The 17,074-nt window shown below is 38.2% G+C and carries 24 protein-coding genes; all 24 read left to right on the forward strand.

What is annotated here, in order from left to right; genetic code table 11:
• Positions 1 to 200: hypothetical protein (locus J2X07_RS05420; RefSeq protein ID WP_310257408.1), on the forward strand; the 200-nt coding region annotated here is incomplete at its 5' end.
• A gap of 289 nt (positions 201 to 489) precedes the next feature.
• On the forward strand, positions 490 to 876 hold the full coding sequence (gene flgB / locus J2X07_RS05425) for a flagellar basal body rod protein FlgB (RefSeq protein WP_310258177.1): 387 nt from the start codon (positions 490 to 492) through the stop codon (positions 874 to 876).
• 2 nt (positions 877 to 878) lie between these two features.
• Entirely contained in the window at positions 879 to 1,328 is a 450-nt protein-coding gene (gene flgC / locus J2X07_RS05430; protein WP_310257409.1) for a flagellar basal body rod protein FlgC, read from the forward strand.
• Between the two features lie 12 nt (positions 1,329 to 1,340).
• A complete protein-coding gene (gene fliE, locus J2X07_RS05435) occupies positions 1,341 to 1,640 on the forward strand; it encodes a flagellar hook-basal body complex protein FliE (RefSeq protein WP_310257410.1) in 300 nt (99 codons plus the stop codon).
• 76 nt (positions 1,641 to 1,716) lie between these two features.
• Entirely contained in the window at positions 1,717 to 3,309 is a 1,593-nt protein-coding gene (fliF, locus tag J2X07_RS05440) for a flagellar basal-body MS-ring/collar protein FliF (protein WP_310257411.1), read from the forward strand.
• 13 nt (positions 3,310 to 3,322) lie between these two features.
• Entirely contained in the window at positions 3,323 to 4,336 is a 1,014-nt protein-coding gene (fliG, locus tag J2X07_RS05445; RefSeq protein ID WP_310257412.1) for a flagellar motor switch protein FliG, read from the forward strand.
• Positions 4,329 to 5,120 carry a flagellar assembly protein FliH gene (gene fliH / locus J2X07_RS05450; RefSeq protein ID WP_310257413.1) on the forward strand — a complete coding sequence of 264 codons (792 nt, stop codon included), beginning with the start codon at positions 4,329 to 4,331 and terminating at the stop codon, positions 5,118 to 5,120. The genes fliG and fliH overlap by 8 nt, the downstream gene beginning before the upstream one ends.
• On the forward strand, positions 5,117 to 6,436 hold the full coding sequence (gene fliI, locus J2X07_RS05455) for a flagellar protein export ATPase FliI (protein WP_310257414.1): 1,320 nt from the start codon (positions 5,117 to 5,119) through the stop codon (positions 6,434 to 6,436). Before fliH ends, fliI begins: the two co-directional genes overlap by 4 nt.
• The gene (gene fliJ, locus J2X07_RS05460) at positions 6,436 to 6,873 is read left to right on the forward strand and encodes a flagellar export protein FliJ (protein ID WP_310257415.1); all 438 of its coding nucleotides are present in this window, start codon (positions 6,436 to 6,438) and stop codon (positions 6,871 to 6,873) included. Before fliI ends, fliJ begins: the two co-directional genes overlap by 1 nt.
• Positions 6,874 to 6,887: 14 nt before the next feature.
• A complete protein-coding gene (locus J2X07_RS05465) occupies positions 6,888 to 7,457 on the forward strand; it encodes a MotE family protein (protein ID WP_310257416.1) in 570 nt (189 codons plus the stop codon).
• Between the two features lie 15 nt (positions 7,458 to 7,472).
• A complete protein-coding gene (locus J2X07_RS05470; protein ID WP_310257417.1) occupies positions 7,473 to 8,633 on the forward strand; it encodes a flagellar hook-length control protein FliK in 1,161 nt (386 codons plus the stop codon).
• 6 nt (positions 8,634 to 8,639) lie between these two features.
• Complete coding sequence (gene flgD, locus J2X07_RS05475; RefSeq protein ID WP_310257418.1) at positions 8,640 to 9,092, forward strand: flagellar hook assembly protein FlgD; 453 nt, start codon at positions 8,640 to 8,642, stop codon at positions 9,090 to 9,092.
• Positions 9,093 to 9,106: 14 nt separating this feature from the next.
• Positions 9,107 to 9,481, forward strand: a complete 375-nt coding sequence (locus J2X07_RS05480) for a TIGR02530 family flagellar biosynthesis protein (RefSeq protein ID WP_310257419.1) — start codon at positions 9,107 to 9,109, stop codon at positions 9,479 to 9,481.
• Between the two features lie 84 nt (positions 9,482 to 9,565).
• The gene (gene flgG, locus J2X07_RS05485) at positions 9,566 to 10,357 is read left to right on the forward strand and encodes a flagellar basal body rod protein FlgG (RefSeq protein ID WP_310257420.1); all 792 of its coding nucleotides are present in this window, start codon (positions 9,566 to 9,568) and stop codon (positions 10,355 to 10,357) included.
• 47 nt (positions 10,358 to 10,404) lie between these two features.
• Complete coding sequence (locus J2X07_RS05490; protein WP_310257421.1) at positions 10,405 to 10,620, forward strand: flagellar FlbD family protein; 216 nt, start codon at positions 10,405 to 10,407, stop codon at positions 10,618 to 10,620.
• Entirely contained in the window at positions 10,621 to 11,049 is a 429-nt protein-coding gene (gene fliL, locus J2X07_RS05495; protein ID WP_310257422.1) for a flagellar basal body-associated protein FliL, read from the forward strand.
• Between the two features lie 32 nt (positions 11,050 to 11,081).
• Positions 11,082 to 12,077 (forward strand): flagellar motor switch protein FliM, encoded by a 996-nt coding sequence (fliM, locus tag J2X07_RS05500; RefSeq protein ID WP_396193622.1) that lies wholly within the window; start codon positions 11,082 to 11,084, stop codon positions 12,075 to 12,077.
• Positions 12,071 to 13,201 carry a flagellar motor switch phosphatase FliY gene (gene fliY / locus J2X07_RS05505; protein WP_310257424.1) on the forward strand — a complete coding sequence of 377 codons (1,131 nt, stop codon included), beginning with the start codon at positions 12,071 to 12,073 and terminating at the stop codon, positions 13,199 to 13,201. The genes fliM and fliY overlap by 7 nt, the downstream gene beginning before the upstream one ends.
• A gap of 19 nt (positions 13,202 to 13,220) precedes the next feature.
• The gene (locus J2X07_RS05510; RefSeq protein WP_310257425.1) at positions 13,221 to 13,583 is read left to right on the forward strand and encodes a response regulator; all 363 of its coding nucleotides are present in this window, start codon (positions 13,221 to 13,223) and stop codon (positions 13,581 to 13,583) included.
• Between the two features lie 226 nt (positions 13,584 to 13,809).
• Positions 13,810 to 14,247 carry a flagellar biosynthetic protein FliO gene (locus tag J2X07_RS05515; protein ID WP_396193881.1) on the forward strand — a complete coding sequence of 146 codons (438 nt, stop codon included), beginning with the start codon at positions 13,810 to 13,812 and terminating at the stop codon, positions 14,245 to 14,247.
• A gap of 52 nt (positions 14,248 to 14,299) precedes the next feature.
• Positions 14,300 to 14,920 (forward strand): flagellar type III secretion system pore protein FliP, encoded by a 621-nt coding sequence (gene fliP / locus J2X07_RS05520; RefSeq protein ID WP_396193883.1) that lies wholly within the window; start codon positions 14,300 to 14,302, stop codon positions 14,918 to 14,920.
• Between the two features lie 17 nt (positions 14,921 to 14,937).
• Positions 14,938 to 15,210, forward strand: a complete 273-nt coding sequence (gene fliQ / locus J2X07_RS05525) for a flagellar biosynthesis protein FliQ (RefSeq protein ID WP_310257428.1) — start codon at positions 14,938 to 14,940, stop codon at positions 15,208 to 15,210.
• A gap of 1 nt (position 15,211) precedes the next feature.
• Positions 15,212 to 15,985, forward strand: a complete 774-nt coding sequence (gene fliR / locus J2X07_RS05530) for a flagellar biosynthetic protein FliR (protein WP_310257429.1) — start codon at positions 15,212 to 15,214, stop codon at positions 15,983 to 15,985.
• Position 15,986: 1 nt separating this feature from the next.
• Positions 15,987 to 17,063 carry a flagellar biosynthesis protein FlhB gene (gene flhB, locus J2X07_RS05535; protein WP_310257430.1) on the forward strand — a complete coding sequence of 359 codons (1,077 nt, stop codon included), beginning with the start codon at positions 15,987 to 15,989 and terminating at the stop codon, positions 17,061 to 17,063.
• Positions 17,064 to 17,074: the final 11 nt, after the last annotated feature.

Consider the following 17,074-nt stretch of genomic DNA (forward strand, 5'->3'; position numbering starts at 1 on the left):
TAGCCCCTCGAGGTCAAAAGTTAAATGGTCTGAAGGCAAAAAGCGCCTTCTTAACCCATTTCCCTTTTGCTTGTCGGGGCTGTACAAACCGTTTCCGCTTTTCGGACTGCCCGCCTGTCCCGAAGGAGTCTCGCCCCTTCCCCTTCAATCAACTTTACAATGAAGAACTTCAAAATCTCTTTGTAACAACAATCCTTTAAAGTCTTTTAAAAAGAAAAACTGAAAAAAGAAGAAAATTATCATTCGTCAAAAAATGACAATTTTATCCATAATTAAAAATATTGGCAATCTTTAAAATACTGATTGTAGGCAGGATTTTTATACTATATGAAGAATTAGGCATTAAGAACTAGTCGAAACGTAGTTCTTTCTATCGAAAAAAGTCATTTTAGGGAAAAATACATAGACACTTTTTGGATATATCACGTAAAATATGGTAGAGATGTAAGAATTAACAGAATTGAATTTATAGTAAGAAAGAGGGAAGTGATTTTCTTGTTCTCTAACTCGGTTATGAGGAATCTGGAAACAGCACTGGATGGGGCAGCTTTAAAACAAAAAACAATTGCAAATAATTTAGCGAATGTTGACACACCAGGATACAAAGCAAAAGAAACTGTATTTAAACAGGAATTTGAAAGCAGCCTTAAAGCAAAACGTACGGATCAGCGTCATTTTTCTTTTAGCACGCAGACTCCGACTTCTTTCTATGTAAAAGAGCAAAGCAATACAACGATGAACAATAATGGAAATAATGTAGATGTTGATAAAGAAATGGCTGAATTAGCGAAGAATCAACTCTATTATCAAACGCTTGTGCAACGGATCAACGGGAAGTTTAATTCGATTAAGATGGTTGTTAAGGGTGGTAGATAACGATGGGAGTATTTGATGCGCTGAATTTTTCTGCATCGGGGCTGACGGCACAAAGATTAAGAATGGATGTGGCTTCTTCAAACATGGCAAATGTCGATACCACGAGAGGTAAGTTTGTCGACGGCAAGTGGCAGCCATATAAAAGAAAGATGGTCGTACTTGGTTCAGAGGATTCAGGATTTAAAACGATGTATGCTAAAGCCATGAATAAAGATGTAAATGTAAACGGTGTTAAAGTAAACGGAATTATTGAGGACAAAGCACCATTCAAATCAGTTTATCAGCCGGATCATCCTGATGCGGACGAAAATGGCTATGTACAGCTTCCTAATGTAGACCCGTTAAAGGAAATGGTAGATTTAATGAGTGCTACCCGGTCTTATGAAGCAAATGTAACAGCCTTAAATGCAGCAAAAGGAATGTATTTAAAAGCGTTAGAAATCGGCAGATAGGAGTGGTGAAACATGGATAAAATTTCTTTTGGGGCTCTTCAAAATATTAATCATGCAATACCTTCATCAAAAAGCACACCATTTGAAGCTCAAAAAAGCTTTCAAAACTACCTTGAAGGTGCTTTAGAGAAAGTTAACCAATCACAGATTGATTCCAATAAAGCTACACAGGATCTAATGAATGGCAATATGGATAACCTTCATCAAGTCATGATCACGGCAGAAAAAGCCAGTGTAACTTTACAAACTACTCTCGAAATTCGCAATAAAGTAGTAGAAGCGTACCAGGAAATCATGAGGATGCAGATTTAACTAATACATATTTCGCATGGTGCATCCCCTTTTGGGGGTAGACCGAAAATATTTATTGCGTTTATCGGGGGATAAAATGAACGAAAAGTTGAAACAAGTCACCAAGCAATGGACAGAACGGTTTAAAGCGCGTTCTACTAAACAAAAAGGAATTATTCTCGGTGGGATTTTCCTTTTTATCGCTGCAGCACTTTTTTTATCAATTGTAGTATCAAAACCAAAAATGGTTCCCTTATATTCTAATCTATCGCCTCAGGAAGCTGGACAGATTCAAGAAAGTCTGACTACTCGTGGTGTAAAGAACGAAGTGTTAGATGGAGGGAAGACCATTTTAGTTCCAGAAGAACAAGTTAATAACCTTCAAGTGGAACTGGCAGCAGAAGGTTTGCCCAAAAGCGGAAATATCGATTATTCCTATTTTGGAGAAAAATCTGGTTTCGGGATTACTGATAAAGAATTTAATGTCCTTGAACGTGAGGCCACTCAAAATGAAATTGCTAATTTAATTAAAAGTATTAATGGAGTTGATGAAGCGAGTGTTATGATCACACTCCCTGAGAGCAGTGTGTGGGTAAACCAGAAGGATGAGAAAGCATCTGCATCTGTTGTGTTGGCATTAAGTCCAGGGGCAACTTTGAACGAAGATCAGGTTAAAGCACTATACCACCTTGTTTCAAAAAGTGTGCCTAATCTTCCTGTAGAGAATATCGTCATAACTGACCAATACTTTAATTATTATGATCTAAATAATTCATCGACAGTGTCTGGAGCTGGTTCGAAATATGAAGAACAGCGTCAAATTAAACAAGATGTCGAACGTGACCTTCAGCGCAGAGTACAGCAAATGCTTGGGACAATTATGGGTCAAAACAAGGTTGTTGCAACTGTAACGACTGATATTGATTTTACAGAAGAAAAACGTGAAGAAACGATTGTTGAACCTGTTGACAAAGAGAATATGAAAGGTCTTGAAGTCAGCGTTGAAAGAATTAAAGAAACGTATACAGGAAAAGGTGCATCTCCAGGAGGAGTAGCCGGTACAGGAGATTCAGAGGTTGCTAACTATCCGGGTGCTTCTGCTAGTTCAGATGGAGATTATGAAAAAGTTGAAGAACGAATTAATAACGAAGTAAACAAAATTCAAAAAGAGATTGTTGAAAGTCCTTATCAAATTAGAGACTTAGGGATTCAGGTGATGGTGGAACCGCCAAATCCTAAGGATCCAAAATCTTTGCCACAAGAAAGAATGGATGATATTGAACAAATCTTGAGTACCATTGTAAGAACAACGATTTCTAAAGATGTAAACAAAAATTTAACAGATGCTGAAATAAAGCAAAAAGTATTTGTTTCTTCTCAGCCATTTAACGGAAAGCAAGAAGTATCTGAATCTTCTAAAGGAGTTCCAGTTTGGATTTATGTTACTGGCGGAATCTTGCTGCTGATTATACTTCTTCTAATCTTCTTGCTGACACGTAAAAAGAGAGAAGTTAAAGACAGCGGAACCATTCAAGAGTATGAGTTGGAGCAGCAAACGTATTATGTACCTGATGTAAATAAGGAACATGAGTCAGAAGGAACAGTAAGAAAAGAACAGCTGGAGCGCATGGCAAAGGATAAACCAGAAGAATTCGCTAAACTCGTTAGAACTTGGTTATCAGAAGAATAGGAGGTAACGAACGATGGGCAGAGCAGCAAAAGAGTTGTCTGGAAAAGAGAAAGCAGCGATCCTCGTTATCTCTTTAGGACCTGATGTAGCAGCACAAGTTTATAAACATTTAAGTGAAGAAGAGATTGAGAGACTTACACTGCAGATCTCACAAGTAAGAAAAGTAGATTCTTCATTAAAAGAAGAAATCATCACACAATTCCACCAGCTAGCACTTGCACAGGACTATATCACACAAGGTGGAATCGGATACGCTAAAACAGTTTTGGAAAAAGCGGTTGGCAAAGAAGAAGCGATGCAGATTATCAATAGACTTACATCCACTCTGCAAGTCAGGCCGTTTGATTTTGCAAGGAAAGCTGATCCAGGGCAAATTCTTAATTTTATACAAAACGAACATCCTCAGACCATCGCATTGATTTTGTCATATTTAGACTCAAGTCAAGCTGGACAAGTCTTATCTGAATTGCCTCATGAAATGCAGGCAGATATTGCGAGAAGAATTGCATTAATGGATGTTACATCGCCTGAAATCATTAATGAGGTAGAACAAATCTTAGAAAGAAAACTATCTGCTACTGTCACTCAAGATTTTACTCAAGCCGGTGGTGTAGAAGCAGTTGTAGAAGTGCTGAACGGAGTGGACCGCAGTACAGAAAGAACGATACTTGATGCCCTTGAAATTCAAGATCCTGAACTTGCTGAAGAAATTAAGAAGAGAATGTTTGTGTTTGAAGATATTGTTACACTTGATAACCGGGCGATTCAGCGTGTTATACGTGAAGTACAAAATGAAGATCTGCTTCTTGCACTCCGAGCTTCTAGTGAAGAAGTGAAAGAAGTTATGTTTACGAATATGTCACAGCGTATGGCAGAGAATTTTAAAGAAGAGATGGAATTTATGGGACCTGTACGACTTCGAGATGTAGAGGAAGCACAATCCAGAATAGTAGGCACAATCCGCAGGCTGGAGGAAGCTGGAGAACTAGTTATCGCTCGAGGCGGAGGAGATGATGTGATTGTCTAAGATCATAAAGTCTTTTACTCACATAGACTCTTCTGGTGGAGATCAAGAAGTGGTAATTGGTTTACAGCCGGTTTCTAACTATATAACTCTTCATTCTTATGAAAATGAGGATGATGAATCGAGAATTGCGCGGTTGAAAAATGAAGCAGCAGAACTTTTAGAAAAAGCTAAAACTGAGGCAGCACAAATACGTGAGGACGCCGAGGTTTTCAGGCGAAGTCAACGAGAAAAGCTTGATGCAGAGAAAATAGAACTGCTGCACCAAATGGAACAGCAAGCAGAACTGGCCAGGCAGAATGGTTATGAAGACGGATATCAGCACGGAATTAACCAAGGACTTGAACAGTGGCATGCCAAACTAAATGAAGTGAGAGTTTTTATTGATAAAACAAAAGAAGACTATTATCAGATATTAAATGAAGCTGAACCACAGATGATTTCATTGGCTGTTAAAACAGCTGAGAAAATTATTGGTGATAAATTGCATGAAACACCAGAAACTTGGACTTCATTCATAAAACAGCTTGTTAAAGAAGTTCGTGAATCACAGGAGATTAAACTTTATGTCCCGACCGACTGGTTCGAAGCAACACTCGCATATCGTGAAGAATTGAAGAATTTGCTTCAAGCTAATGCCAATTTATTCATTTATCCTGATGAATCCTTGAGGGAAAATGGTGCGGTGATTGAATTTCCTTTTGGGAAAATAGATGCAAGCATAGACGTTCAGCTTAAAGAAATTCGAGAAAAGCTATTAGAACAAATTGAGGTGTCGGAAAATTGAACGTTGATCACCTGATTGATTCATTAAAAACGATGGATTCGTATAAGAGATACGGAAAAGTAATTCGTGTAGTCGGATTGATGATCGAGTCCAAAGGGCCGAAGACATCGATAGGAGATGTTTGCTACATCCATACTACGACAGGAAAAAAACAAAAGATTAAAGCAGAAGTAGTCGGTTTTCAAGAAGAAAATGTATTGTTGATGCCTTTTTCTTACATAAAAGACATTTCTGTCGGAAGTCTTGTAGAGGCAGCACATCGGCCGCTTGAAATTAAAGCAGGTGCATCGTTGATAGGGAAGGTTTTAGATGGTATGGGGAATCCGCTTGATGGTTCAGTACTTCCACGGGGACTGAATCGTATCCCTACAGAAAATGATCCGCCGAATCCTATGGAACGTCCGCGGATAAATGAAAGCATACAACTCGGAATTCGATCGATCGATAGTCTGCTAACTGTAGGTAAAGGACAGCGGGTTGGAATTTTCGCGGGAAGCGGCGTAGGAAAAAGTACACTTTTAGGAATGGTTGCTAGAAACTCAACGGCGGATTTAAATGTTATTGCACTCATCGGTGAGCGAGGCCGAGAAGTTCTGGACTTTATTGAACGAGATCTTGGTGAAGAGGGATTAAGGCGCTCAGTAGTAATCGTTGCTACATCTGACCAGCCTGCCTTAATGAGAATTAAAGGGGCACAGACAGCTACAGCGATTGCTGAGTACTTTAGAGATCAAGGCAAAAACGTCATGCTGATGATGGACTCGGTAACACGTGTTGCAATGGCACAGCGGGAAATCGGCTTAGCAGTTGGAGAACCTCCTACTACTAAAGGATATACACCAAGCGTTTTTGCCATTCTGCCAAAATTATTGGAGCGTTCAGGTACAAATAAACATGGAACAATCACTGCGTTTTACACTGTATTAGTAGACGGAGATGACTTTAATGAGCCAATTTCTGATACAGTTCGCGGTATATTGGATGGTCATTTCATCTTGGACCGGAACCTGGCAAATAAAGGGCAGTTTCCGGCTGTAAATATTCTTAAAAGCATCAGCCGGGTCATGAATGATATTGTTCCGATTGAACACAGGAAGTCAGCAGATCGATTCAGAGAACTTCTTTCCTCATATGTCGATGCAGAAGATCTTATTAATATAGGTGCCTATAAGAGAGGTTCTTCAAAGATTGTTGATGAGGCAATTCAATCCTATCCGAGCATCCTTTCGTTTTTAAAGCAAGAAGTTGATGAAGATGTAAGTTTTGACGATGCAGTACAAAGATTGTTGGTTGAATTCAGAAAGGATGTTCAATAATGTCGTTCCAATTCTCAATGGAAAAAGTTCTTTCAGTAAAACAAAAAGAGAAAGAATCAATTGAACTGGAGCTTGGAGAAGCGGTTCAGGCATTCGAGAGTATTGCTGAAGAAATTTACAATCTTTTAAAACGTAAAGAGGATATCGAAAATCAAGCGAATCTCCAATTTCAGCAAAAAATTATTATTAACGATTTGCAAAATACACAGCGCTTCCTTTTATCGATGACAAATAAGGTTAAAGAATTGCAGCCTTTACTGCAGAAAGCAAGAGAAAGAATGCAACTTATCCAGCAAAAGCTTTTGCAGCAAACCATTGAAGTGAAGAAATATGAAAAATTAAAAGAAAAACAATTCAAGTCTTATGAAGTAAGCCAAAACTGGCATGAAATGAAACAAAACGATGAATTTTCCATGCTTCGTTTTGCGAAGTCGTAAAAACAGGTGAGCAAATGAATCAAGAGGAAAAAACAAGTAAGTTTAAATGGATTTTATACGTAATCGTCGTTCCAGCTATCTTTGCAATTACAATCTTTGTTATTTTTCTTTCTGTATCTGGAGTGGATGTAGCTGAAAAAGCAAAAGAAGCTAGTAAAAATATTCCGGTTATAAAAAATATTTGGAGCGATAATGCAGTTCAGACGGCTTCTACCAATAATGATATGGAGAAACAATGGCAATCAAAATTCAAAGAGCAGGAAGATTATATAAAGATATTAAACTCTGACCTGCAAAAAAAAGAAAAAGAAGTTTCAGATTTAAAATCTGATATTGCGCTTTTAAAAAAGCAAGCAGAAGAAGCGGATACGGCAGTAAAAGACGAAAAAAATGTCCAGTTAAAAAAACTTTATGAATCCATGTCAGCCAAAGACGCTGCGGCGGTACTAGCAGAAATGAATAATACCGATATTCTGCAAATACTTAATCTGCTGCAACCCGAAACACAAGCTGAAATTTTATCAAAGCTAGAACCTAAACGGGCGGCAGAATTAACGGAACTGATTGCAAGTGATTCTCTTTAAAGGGAGGTGAAAACAATGCAAGTCATAAATAGCCAGACTGTCGCTCAAAATCAGATTTCAGTGCAAGGCTTGAAAAAAGCAAGTGGCGCAGGAACTCTTTTTTCTCAACTATTAGGTACAGCTGAACAGTCAGACCCTCAAATCAAAAATGGTATTGATGGGATTGTTCAATCGCTATTATCTATGCCAGGACTACTAGATTTATTCCATAATGGAGATGCGATAGAAAATGAAGATATCCAATCGATCCTAACCGAACTTCCGGCTGAACTGAAAGAGCTGCTTGAAGAGAAGCTGGATGAACCAATAGATGCTGCGGCGCTTTTAAACAACCCTGCACCTGAAATGAAAATTGTCTTTCTATTACAAGCTGTTTATAACGATCAAAACGAAAATATATCTGAACCAATGAAAAAAGAAATAAACATGCTTATTGAAAAATGGTTTCCGGCCGTAAAACTGGACAAGAATGATCCGCTAATCAAACAGGTAAAACAAATTTTTGAACAAGCCATGCAGCAAATGAATGTCCAAGGAAAACAGGATAAAAATTCTTTTTACAAAGTAATTGAAAACTTAAATACTGAAAAAAAGCTTCAAACCTATGTTGAACAAGCCTTTCAACGTTATGTCCCGATAAAGCAAATCGATAAAGCACCGCCTGTAAAAGAGCTGCAAACGTTTCAAAGTTCGCTGCCGCTTTTGGAACAATTGAGTTTAAGAGCACCTACGTCCGCTGATGAAGGGCAAAAACAGCAATTTGTAAGAGACATCCAGCAGATTATATCCCGTGGGAAGATCGTAGTAAGCGAATCAGGTTTTGCAAAAATGCATATTAAACTAAATCCTGAGCACTTAGGAACAATAGATATTCAGCTCATTCAAAAGCAAGGCGAGATTACTGCTAAGATCGTAGCTTCCAGTCATGCTGCTAAAGAGGCGTTAGATAGTCACCTCACACAGCTAAAACAAGCGTTTTCAGGACAAAATATTGATTTTGAAAAAATAGAAGTCTTTATGAATAGTGATGAGCAAACCTTTAAATTCAATGATCAGGGAAATCAAGGTCAAAGGGATCAAAATCAGCATGATCGATCTTCGAATGAAAGCCCTGAAAGCAATCATGTGACATTTGAAGAACAGTTATTGCAGATGGTTTTAAATGAAAAGGTGTGATGGAACATGGAAAAAATTTCAGATGAATTATTGCTGAGTAATTATCAGGCGAAAACAAAACAATCTGGCTCAAGTGTGCTAGGGAAAGATGATTTTTTGAAGATTTTGATCACGCAGCTTCAAAATCAAGATCCAACTAACCCTATGCAGGACAAGGAATTCATTTCACAAATGGCTAGTTTTTCTTCACTGGAGCAAATGACCAATATGAACCAGACGATGCAGAACTTTCTCAATTTCCAATCAGAATCAAATCTGCTGCAGCAAAGCCAAATGATCGGAAAAAAAGTCACTTACGAAGTTGAATCAACTGATCCAAATGGTGAAAAGAAGATAGAAGAAAAAGAGGGAACCGTTAAATCCGTTTTATTTGAAAAAGGGTCTGTATTATTAGAAATGCAAGATGGTTCAAAGATTACTAGTTTACAAGTAGTGAAAATTACAGATCGAAGCGAGTAATAGGAGTTGATACAATGAGCGAACGCATAAACGTTCATCAAATGTACCAGCCTGCACTGTTGCCGAAACGGACAACCCAAACGAATGGTGAAAATACGTTTCAGTCAATGTTGGATAAACAATTGCACCCGAGCATTACAGTAAGTAAACATGCGGCACGTCGTCTAGAAGACAGAGATATAAAAATCACAGATGCAAGCTGGAATAAAATTAGCATGAAAATGGAAGAAGCGAAGAAAAAAGGAATTAAAGATTCACTCGTCATCTTAAAGGATGTCACATTAGTCGTAAATGCACCAAATCAAACGGTCATTACGGCATTAACAAGAAATGAAGCACAATCGCAAATTTTCACGAACATAAATGGTGCGATTGTTATAGATGCTTAAAAGAGAGCTGGACCTTTACAGGAGGCTCATAAACGCTGCCGATTGACTGACGCAGTACTAACTAAGTAGAGGAGATAAATTAAAATGTTACGTTCAATGTACTCTGGAATTAGCGGTATGAAAAACTTTCAAACAAAGCTTGATGTAATCGGTAACAATATTGCCAATGTAAACACATATGGCTTTAAAAAAGGCCGTACAACTTTTAAAGATCTTGTGAGCCAGCAGATTTCTGGAGCAAGTGCACCCACAAACGGCCGCGGAGGTGTAAACCCTCAGCAAGTTGGACTGGGTTCGCAGCTGGCAAGCATTGATACTGTTCACACACAAGGAAGTTTGCAAACAACAGGGCGCCCTCTTGATTTAGGTATTTCTGGAGATGGTTTTTTTGAGGTGTCAGATGGAACAAATAAATATTACACTCGTGCTGGGAATTTTTATTTAGATCAGTCAGGCGATCTTGTTACGAGTGATGGATTATTTGTACAGGATACTACGGGTGCCAAAATCAATATTCCGGTAACAGCTCAAAGTTTTAGCATTGGTTCTGATGGAAAAGTGAATTATATAGATGGCGGTGTGTTAAATAATTCAGCACAAGTAAGACTAGTTAAATTTAGTAACACTGGCGGTTTAGATAAAGCAGGAGGAAATAACTATTTGGCAAGCACCAATTCAGGGGCTCCAACACTTGGTGCTCCTGGTGATGCAAATGGTTTAGGTGTAGTACAAGCTGGAACGCTTGAAATGTCAAACGTAGATCTTTCGGAAGAATTCACTGATATGATCGTCGCACAGCGTGGTTTCCAGGCAAATACTAGAATAATAACAACATCTGATGAGATCCTTCAAGAATTAGTAAACCTAAAACGTTAATGTGAAGGGAGGTGGGTTAAGCAGCTGATGCTTAACCCTATGTTCATATGATTTCATTAACCCAATTAAATGGTAACTCATTCACTTTGAATGCAATTTATATCGAACAGATTCAATCTTTTCCTGATACAACTATTACATTGACGACAGGCAAGAAGTTCGTGGTGAAGGAAAGTGAAGCAGCAGTTGCAGAATTGATAACTGCATTTTATCGGGATATTACACTGCTTCCGATGAAGAGTAATAAAAGGGAGGACTTGTAGTTGGGGAAGAACAAAGCTGTGACGATTATGGTCTCGATGCTTCTAGCAATATCAATCCTTGGTGGAGCCGGATATTTTGCATTTAAACATTTTTCGACAAAAACGGAAGCAGCAGAACCTACAGCTGATGACCTTAAGGACCTAATGGTTGAAACAGAAGAAATTACGACGAACTTAGCAGATCAGGCATATATAAAAATCAAATTTAACATCGAGACTGATAGCTCGGATGCTAAGGAAGAATTAGAGAAACGATTATTTCAAGTTAACAATCTGATTATCTATGAAATTTCAAACATGAAAACCGCCGATTTATCGGGTCAAAAAGGTTTTATTCATTTACAAAATGTGTTGAAAGAAAAAATTTCATCACTCATGCAAGAAGGAAAAATAGTGAGAGTCTACATTACACAAAAAATAATCCAGTAACCATTAAAACTCCATGAAAAGAGGTGAGACTCTTGGTAGATGTTTTATCGCAAAATGAAATTGATGCTCTTCTTTCCGCGCTTTCAACAGGGGAAATGGACGCTGAGGAGCTGAAAAAAGAGGAAAATGAGAAAAAAGTAAAAGTTTATGATTTTAAAAGAGCGCTTCGATTTTCCAAAGAACAAATTAGAAGTTTAACGAGATTACATGAAAACTTTGCTAGATTATTAACTACTTATTTTTCTGCACAGTTAAGAACGTATGTTCAAATAGGTGTAGCATCTGTTGATCAGCTCCCGTATGAAGAATTTATTCGATCTGTGCCTAAGATGACTTTGTTAAATGTGTTTGAAGCACAACCTTTTGAAGGGCGCATCTTAATGGAAGTCAACCCCAACATCGCCTATTCGATGCTCGATAGAGTGATGGGCGGAAGCGGAACTGGAATGAATAAGATTGAAAACCTAACAGAGATCGAAACCAAGATAATGAGCCAGCTTTTTGAAAACACACTTGAAAGTTTTAAAGAAGCTTGGTCGAGCGTTATTGAACTGGATCCTTTCATGCTGGATCTTGAAGTGAATCCACAATTTTTGCAAATGGTATCTCCTAATGAAACAGTTGTTGTCATTTCATTGAATACCACCATCGGTGAGACATCAGGAATGATAAACATCTGTCTCCCGCACGTTGTTATCGAACCGATTATTCCAAAACTTTCGGTTAGTCATTGGATGCAGAGCAATAAACAAAAGAAACGTGTTCCAGGAGAGACTGAGTTTATTGAGCAAAAACTAAAAAATGCCTATTTGCCTTTTAAAGTTGAGCTAGGATCTTCAGAGATGTCAATTGAAGAATTCTTGAATCTTTCACTCGGAGATTGCATTGAGCTTGACCAAAAAATTAATGCACCTGTTGTTATTAAAGTTGAAAACAATCCAAAATTTTATGGACAGCCAGGTAAGGTTAAGAAAAAAATGGCTGTTCAGATACTGGATTTTATAAAGGAGGATGAGGATCAATGGTAAGTGGGGATATGCTGTCACAAGATGAAATCGATGCTTTGCTGAATGGTGGAAGTTCTTCCTCGTCCATAGTAGATCCGACTGAAGATTATCTATCTACTATTGAGAAAGATGCATTAGGTGAGATTGGGAATATATCTTTTGGAAGTGCAGCAACTGCTCTTTCAACTCTATTAAATCAAAAAGTAGAGATTACGACACCAGTCGTTTCAGTTGTTAAAAGAATTGAACTGAAGGATGAATTTCCTATTCCGCATGTGGCAGTTCAAGTTACGTATACAGAAGGAATTGAAGGAGCAAATTTGCTCGTTATTGAAAAAACGGATGCTCAGATTATTGCAGATCTTATGTTAGGCGGAGAAGGAACGAATCCTTCACCTGACTTTGGAGAACTTCAGCTTAGTGCTGTTGGTGAAGCGATGAACCAGATGATGGGGTCTGCTTCCACTTCAATGTCAACAATGTTTAACAAAAAAGTGGACATATCACCGCCTAAAATCGATTTCTTAGATGTTGAATCTGACAATAGTCTAATTCCGAATCAAGAAATATTAGTAAAAGTATCTTTTCGTTTAAAAGTAGGAAATTTAATCGATTCTAATATTATGCAATTGATCGATGCAGAATTTTCAAAGAACCTTGTTTATCAGTTAATGAATCCTGAACCTCCAGCGGAACAAGAAGCTGTTGCGGATTATAGACCAGCAGAAGAAACGAAACCTCAATCGATACAATCAGATTATCATGAACCACATGTAAGGCATGAATCATATTCACAGCCGTCTTATCAGCCTCAAATGAGAGATGTTTCGGTTCAGCCTGCCAGTTTTTCGGATTTTAGTGATTTTGGTTCCAGTCAGCCTGAATCGAAAAATTTAGACATGTTATTAGATATTCCTCTTCAAGTTACAGTTGAATTAGGGAGAACGAAAAAGACAATCAAAGATATTTTAGAGATGTCAGCAGGATCAATTATTGAACTCGATAAGTTAGCGGGAGAACCTGTCGATATATTTGTGAATCATAAGATGATCGCAAAAGGGGAAGTAGTTGTGATCGATGAGAATTTTGGCGTACGTGTAACGGAAATATTAAGCCAGCGAGATCGTTTAGAAAAGCTGAAATAAAAAACAGGAGGTCATTTAAATGGGTCAACGTATATTGGTCGTAGATGATGCAGCATTTATGAGAATGATGATTAAGGATATTTTAGTGAAAAATGGATTTGATGTAGTAGGTGAAGCAGCAGATGGCGCACAAGCTATTGAAAAGTTTGCTGAGTTAAAGCCTGATTTAGTAACGATGGATATCACAATGCCGGAAATGGATGGAATTACTGCATTAAAAGAAATCAGAAAGACAACGCCTGATGCAAAGATTATCATGTGCTCGGCTATGGGCCAGCAAGCGATGGTAATCGATGCCATTCAAGCCGGTGCAAAAGATTTTATCGTAAAACCATTTGCGGCTGACCGCGTAATTGAAGCTATCAAGAAAACATTGGGATAGGCTGGAACTTTCCATGTTGAAATGGTTGCTCAGTATATTTACAGCAGTATGCCTTTCGTTTGTACCTATAGTGGTACAAGCGGAAGGTGTCGGTCAAGGAAAGAGTGTTTGGGATAACGTTCACGATTCAGGGAAAAGTGATGGATCAGTCAAACAAGCAAAAAATGATACTACTAATCAATCTGAAAGCGGCAGTACGTTTTTTATGCTTGTTAAATTGATTTTTATGTTAGGAATTGTGCTAGCCATCTTGTTCATTGTTTTAAAGTTTATTCAAAAAAAGTCCGTCAGTTTTCAGGATGGGAAGAACCTGCAATCTCTTGGTGGTATTGGTGTGGGGCAAAATCGTTCCATTCAGCTTATTAAAACCGGCAGCTCAGTACTGGTTGTAGGAGTTGGAGATACAATTACCCTATTAAAAGAAGTTACAGATGAGGCTGAAGTTAAATCGATGATGGATCAGCACGCTGTACAAAATGTCAGCACCGTTGCCAGTCAATTAAAGGATAGGTTATTGAAACAGAAAGAAACCCACATTCAGAACGGTTCAAGTGATGGTCAGACTGTTCTTTTTAAAAACATGTTGAATTCTCTTATGAATGACAGGAAAGAGCAGCGTAAAAATGTAGAGAAGGCGTTTGAGGAAGGTAAACAGCATGAATAATCTACTTCCAGGTTTAGACTTGAATTTCTTAAATAATACAGATCCAGGAAACATGGAAACGACGATTCAGCTATTGCTGCTTCTGACGGTATTGTCACTCGCGCCCAGCATCCTTATTCTTATGACTTGTTTCACCCGTATTATTATCGTTCTTTCTTTTGTCAGAACGTCATTAGCGACACAGCAGATGCCACCCAATCAAGTTTTAGTAGGAATTGCCCTATTTTTAACATTTTTTATCATGGCACCTGTTATACAAGATGTAAATAAAGACGCCATACAGCCTCTCGTGAAGGGCAAAATAACACAAAAAGAGGCGTTTGAAAAAGGAAGTATCCCTATTAAAGAATTTATGTCAAAGCATACGCGCCAAAAAGATTTAAATTTGTTTTTAGACTATTCCGGTGCAAAGGAACCTAAGAACATTAAAGATATTCCATTAACAACATTAGTTCCGGCGTATGCAATCAGTGAATTAAAAACAGCTTTCCAAATGGGATTTATGATATTCGTCCCGTTTCTAATTATCGATATGGTTGTGGCTAGTGTGTTGATGGCAATGGGGATGATGATGCTTCCACCAGTTATGATATCGCTGCCTTTTAAAATATTGCTTTTTGTACTAGTAGATGGCTGGTATTTAATTGTTAAGTCATTATTACTAAGTTATTAAAAAGGGCAGGTGGGAACATGGATACTCAATTTGTAATATCTCTTGCTGAAAAAGGTGTTTATATTACCTTGCTCATGTGTGCACCATTGCTTGCTCTGGCCTTAGTGGTAGGTTTGATCGTCAGTATTTTTCAGGCGACAACTCAAATTCAGGAACAGACACTTGCCTTTATCCCTAAAATTGTAGCCGTCTTAGTAGGACTTGTATTTTTCGGGCCATGGATGTTATCGCAAATATTGTCGTTTACAGCGAATATTTTTCAAAACTTAAACTCATATGTAGGTTTGTAGCATGATAGACTTACTTTCTTTTCCTGCATTTTTATTGATTCTAACTAGAGTATCGGCATTTTTTTTAACAATTCCTGTGTTTTCGAATAAAAATTTACCGGCGGTACACAAAATCGGTCTTTCGCTATTTTTATCGTGGATCATGCTATATACAGTTCATCCTGATCCAATTCCAATAAACGGATCTTTTCTTCTTCTCGTCATAAAAGAGGCAATGATTGGGCTGTCGATCGGTTTTACTGCAGCTATCGTATTTTACGCCATACAAGTAGCGGGAGGGTTCATCGATCTTCAGATGGGGTTTGCGATTGCCAACGTTTTTGATCCGCAGACGGGGATACAAACACCTTTGATGGGCAGGTACTTATATACATTTGCCATGCTGTTCCTGCTGGCTACTGACGGTCATCATTTGCTTTTAGACGGTATCTTTTACAGTTATAAATTTTTGCCATTGGATTCTCCGATGATTCATTTTGGGGATGGCAGTGCTGCTAAACATATAATCAGTGTATTTTCTGGAATGTTTCTAGTTGCTTTACAAATGGCCATTCCGATTGTGGGAACCCTTTTTTTAGCCGATTTAGCCCTTGGAATTGTAGCTAGGACGGTACCGCAAATGAACATCTTTGTGATCGGTTTGCCGTTAAAAATATTAATTGCACTCGTTTTATTTATCGTCGTTCTGCCTGCCTTTTTTGTGTCGATTGAGATGCTGATTGAACAGATGCGAGATGCGATGATCAGCTTAATGCGATTGTTAGGGGCTGCTTAGTTTGAAACATCAATTTAACCTTCAGTATTTCTCCCAAGAAAAAACGGAAAAAGCAACTCCGAAAAAAAGGGATGAAAGCAGGAAGAAAGGTCAGGTAGCTAAAAGCGCTGATGTAAACGCTGCTCTCGTTCTTTTTGTTTCTGTTATGTTTCTATCCATTATGGGTGGCTGGATGGGTGAGCGGTTAGTGCATCTTTTTACAAACAGTCTGGATAAAAACCTGCTTTATGATCTTTCTGAATCAAGTATCGCAAAGCTTTTTGGTGAATTATCAGTCGAAGTTGCCATCATATTAGCTCCAGTCATGATTGCAGCAATGGCAGCAGGAGTGCTTGGTAATTACCTGCAGGTCGGCTTTTTGTTTTCGGCTGAAGCGATTCAAATGAAACTGGAAAGACTGAATCCTCTGTCGGGTTTTAAAAGAATATATTCGGTCCGTGCACTAGTGGAGCTCTCTAAATCATTATTGAAAATTGTACTGATCGGCGGAGTAACATTTTTCGTTTTATGGACGGAAAGAGATACTTACCTAAGAATGTCACTTGTTAATATTCACTCTACCTTGCCAGTGTTTGGAGGGCTTGCAGTGAAGATGGGGTTTGCTGCCTCAGTGGTTTTGCTGTTTCTTGCGTTTCTCGACTATATGTATCAAAAATATGACTTTGAAAAAAACATTCGAATGTCTAAGCAAGACATAAAGGATGAATATAAAAAATCCGAAGGTGACCCGAAAATTAAAGGTAAAATCAAAGAAAAACAAAGGCAGATGGCAATGCGGCGCATGATGCAGGAAGTGCCTAAAGCAGATGTAATCATAACCAATCCAACCCATTACGCAGTTTGTCTTAAATATGAGGATGGTATGGATGCTCCAGTTGTGGTAGCTAAAGGTGTTGATATCATTGCGCAAAAAATAAAGGAAATCGCAAAAGAAAATGAGGTTGTGACAGTGGAGAACAAGCCGCTGGCAAGAACGCTTTACGCCCAAGTAGATATTGGCGGAGTGATTCCTGAGGATCTTTTTAAAGCAGTTGCCGAAATATTAGCCTTTGTTTACCGCATCAAGAAAAAAGCGTAAGGAATGAATAG

Source organism: Fictibacillus barbaricus (assembly GCF_031457135.1).
GTDB lineage: Bacteria > Bacillota > Bacilli > Bacillales > Fictibacillaceae > Fictibacillus > Fictibacillus barbaricus_A.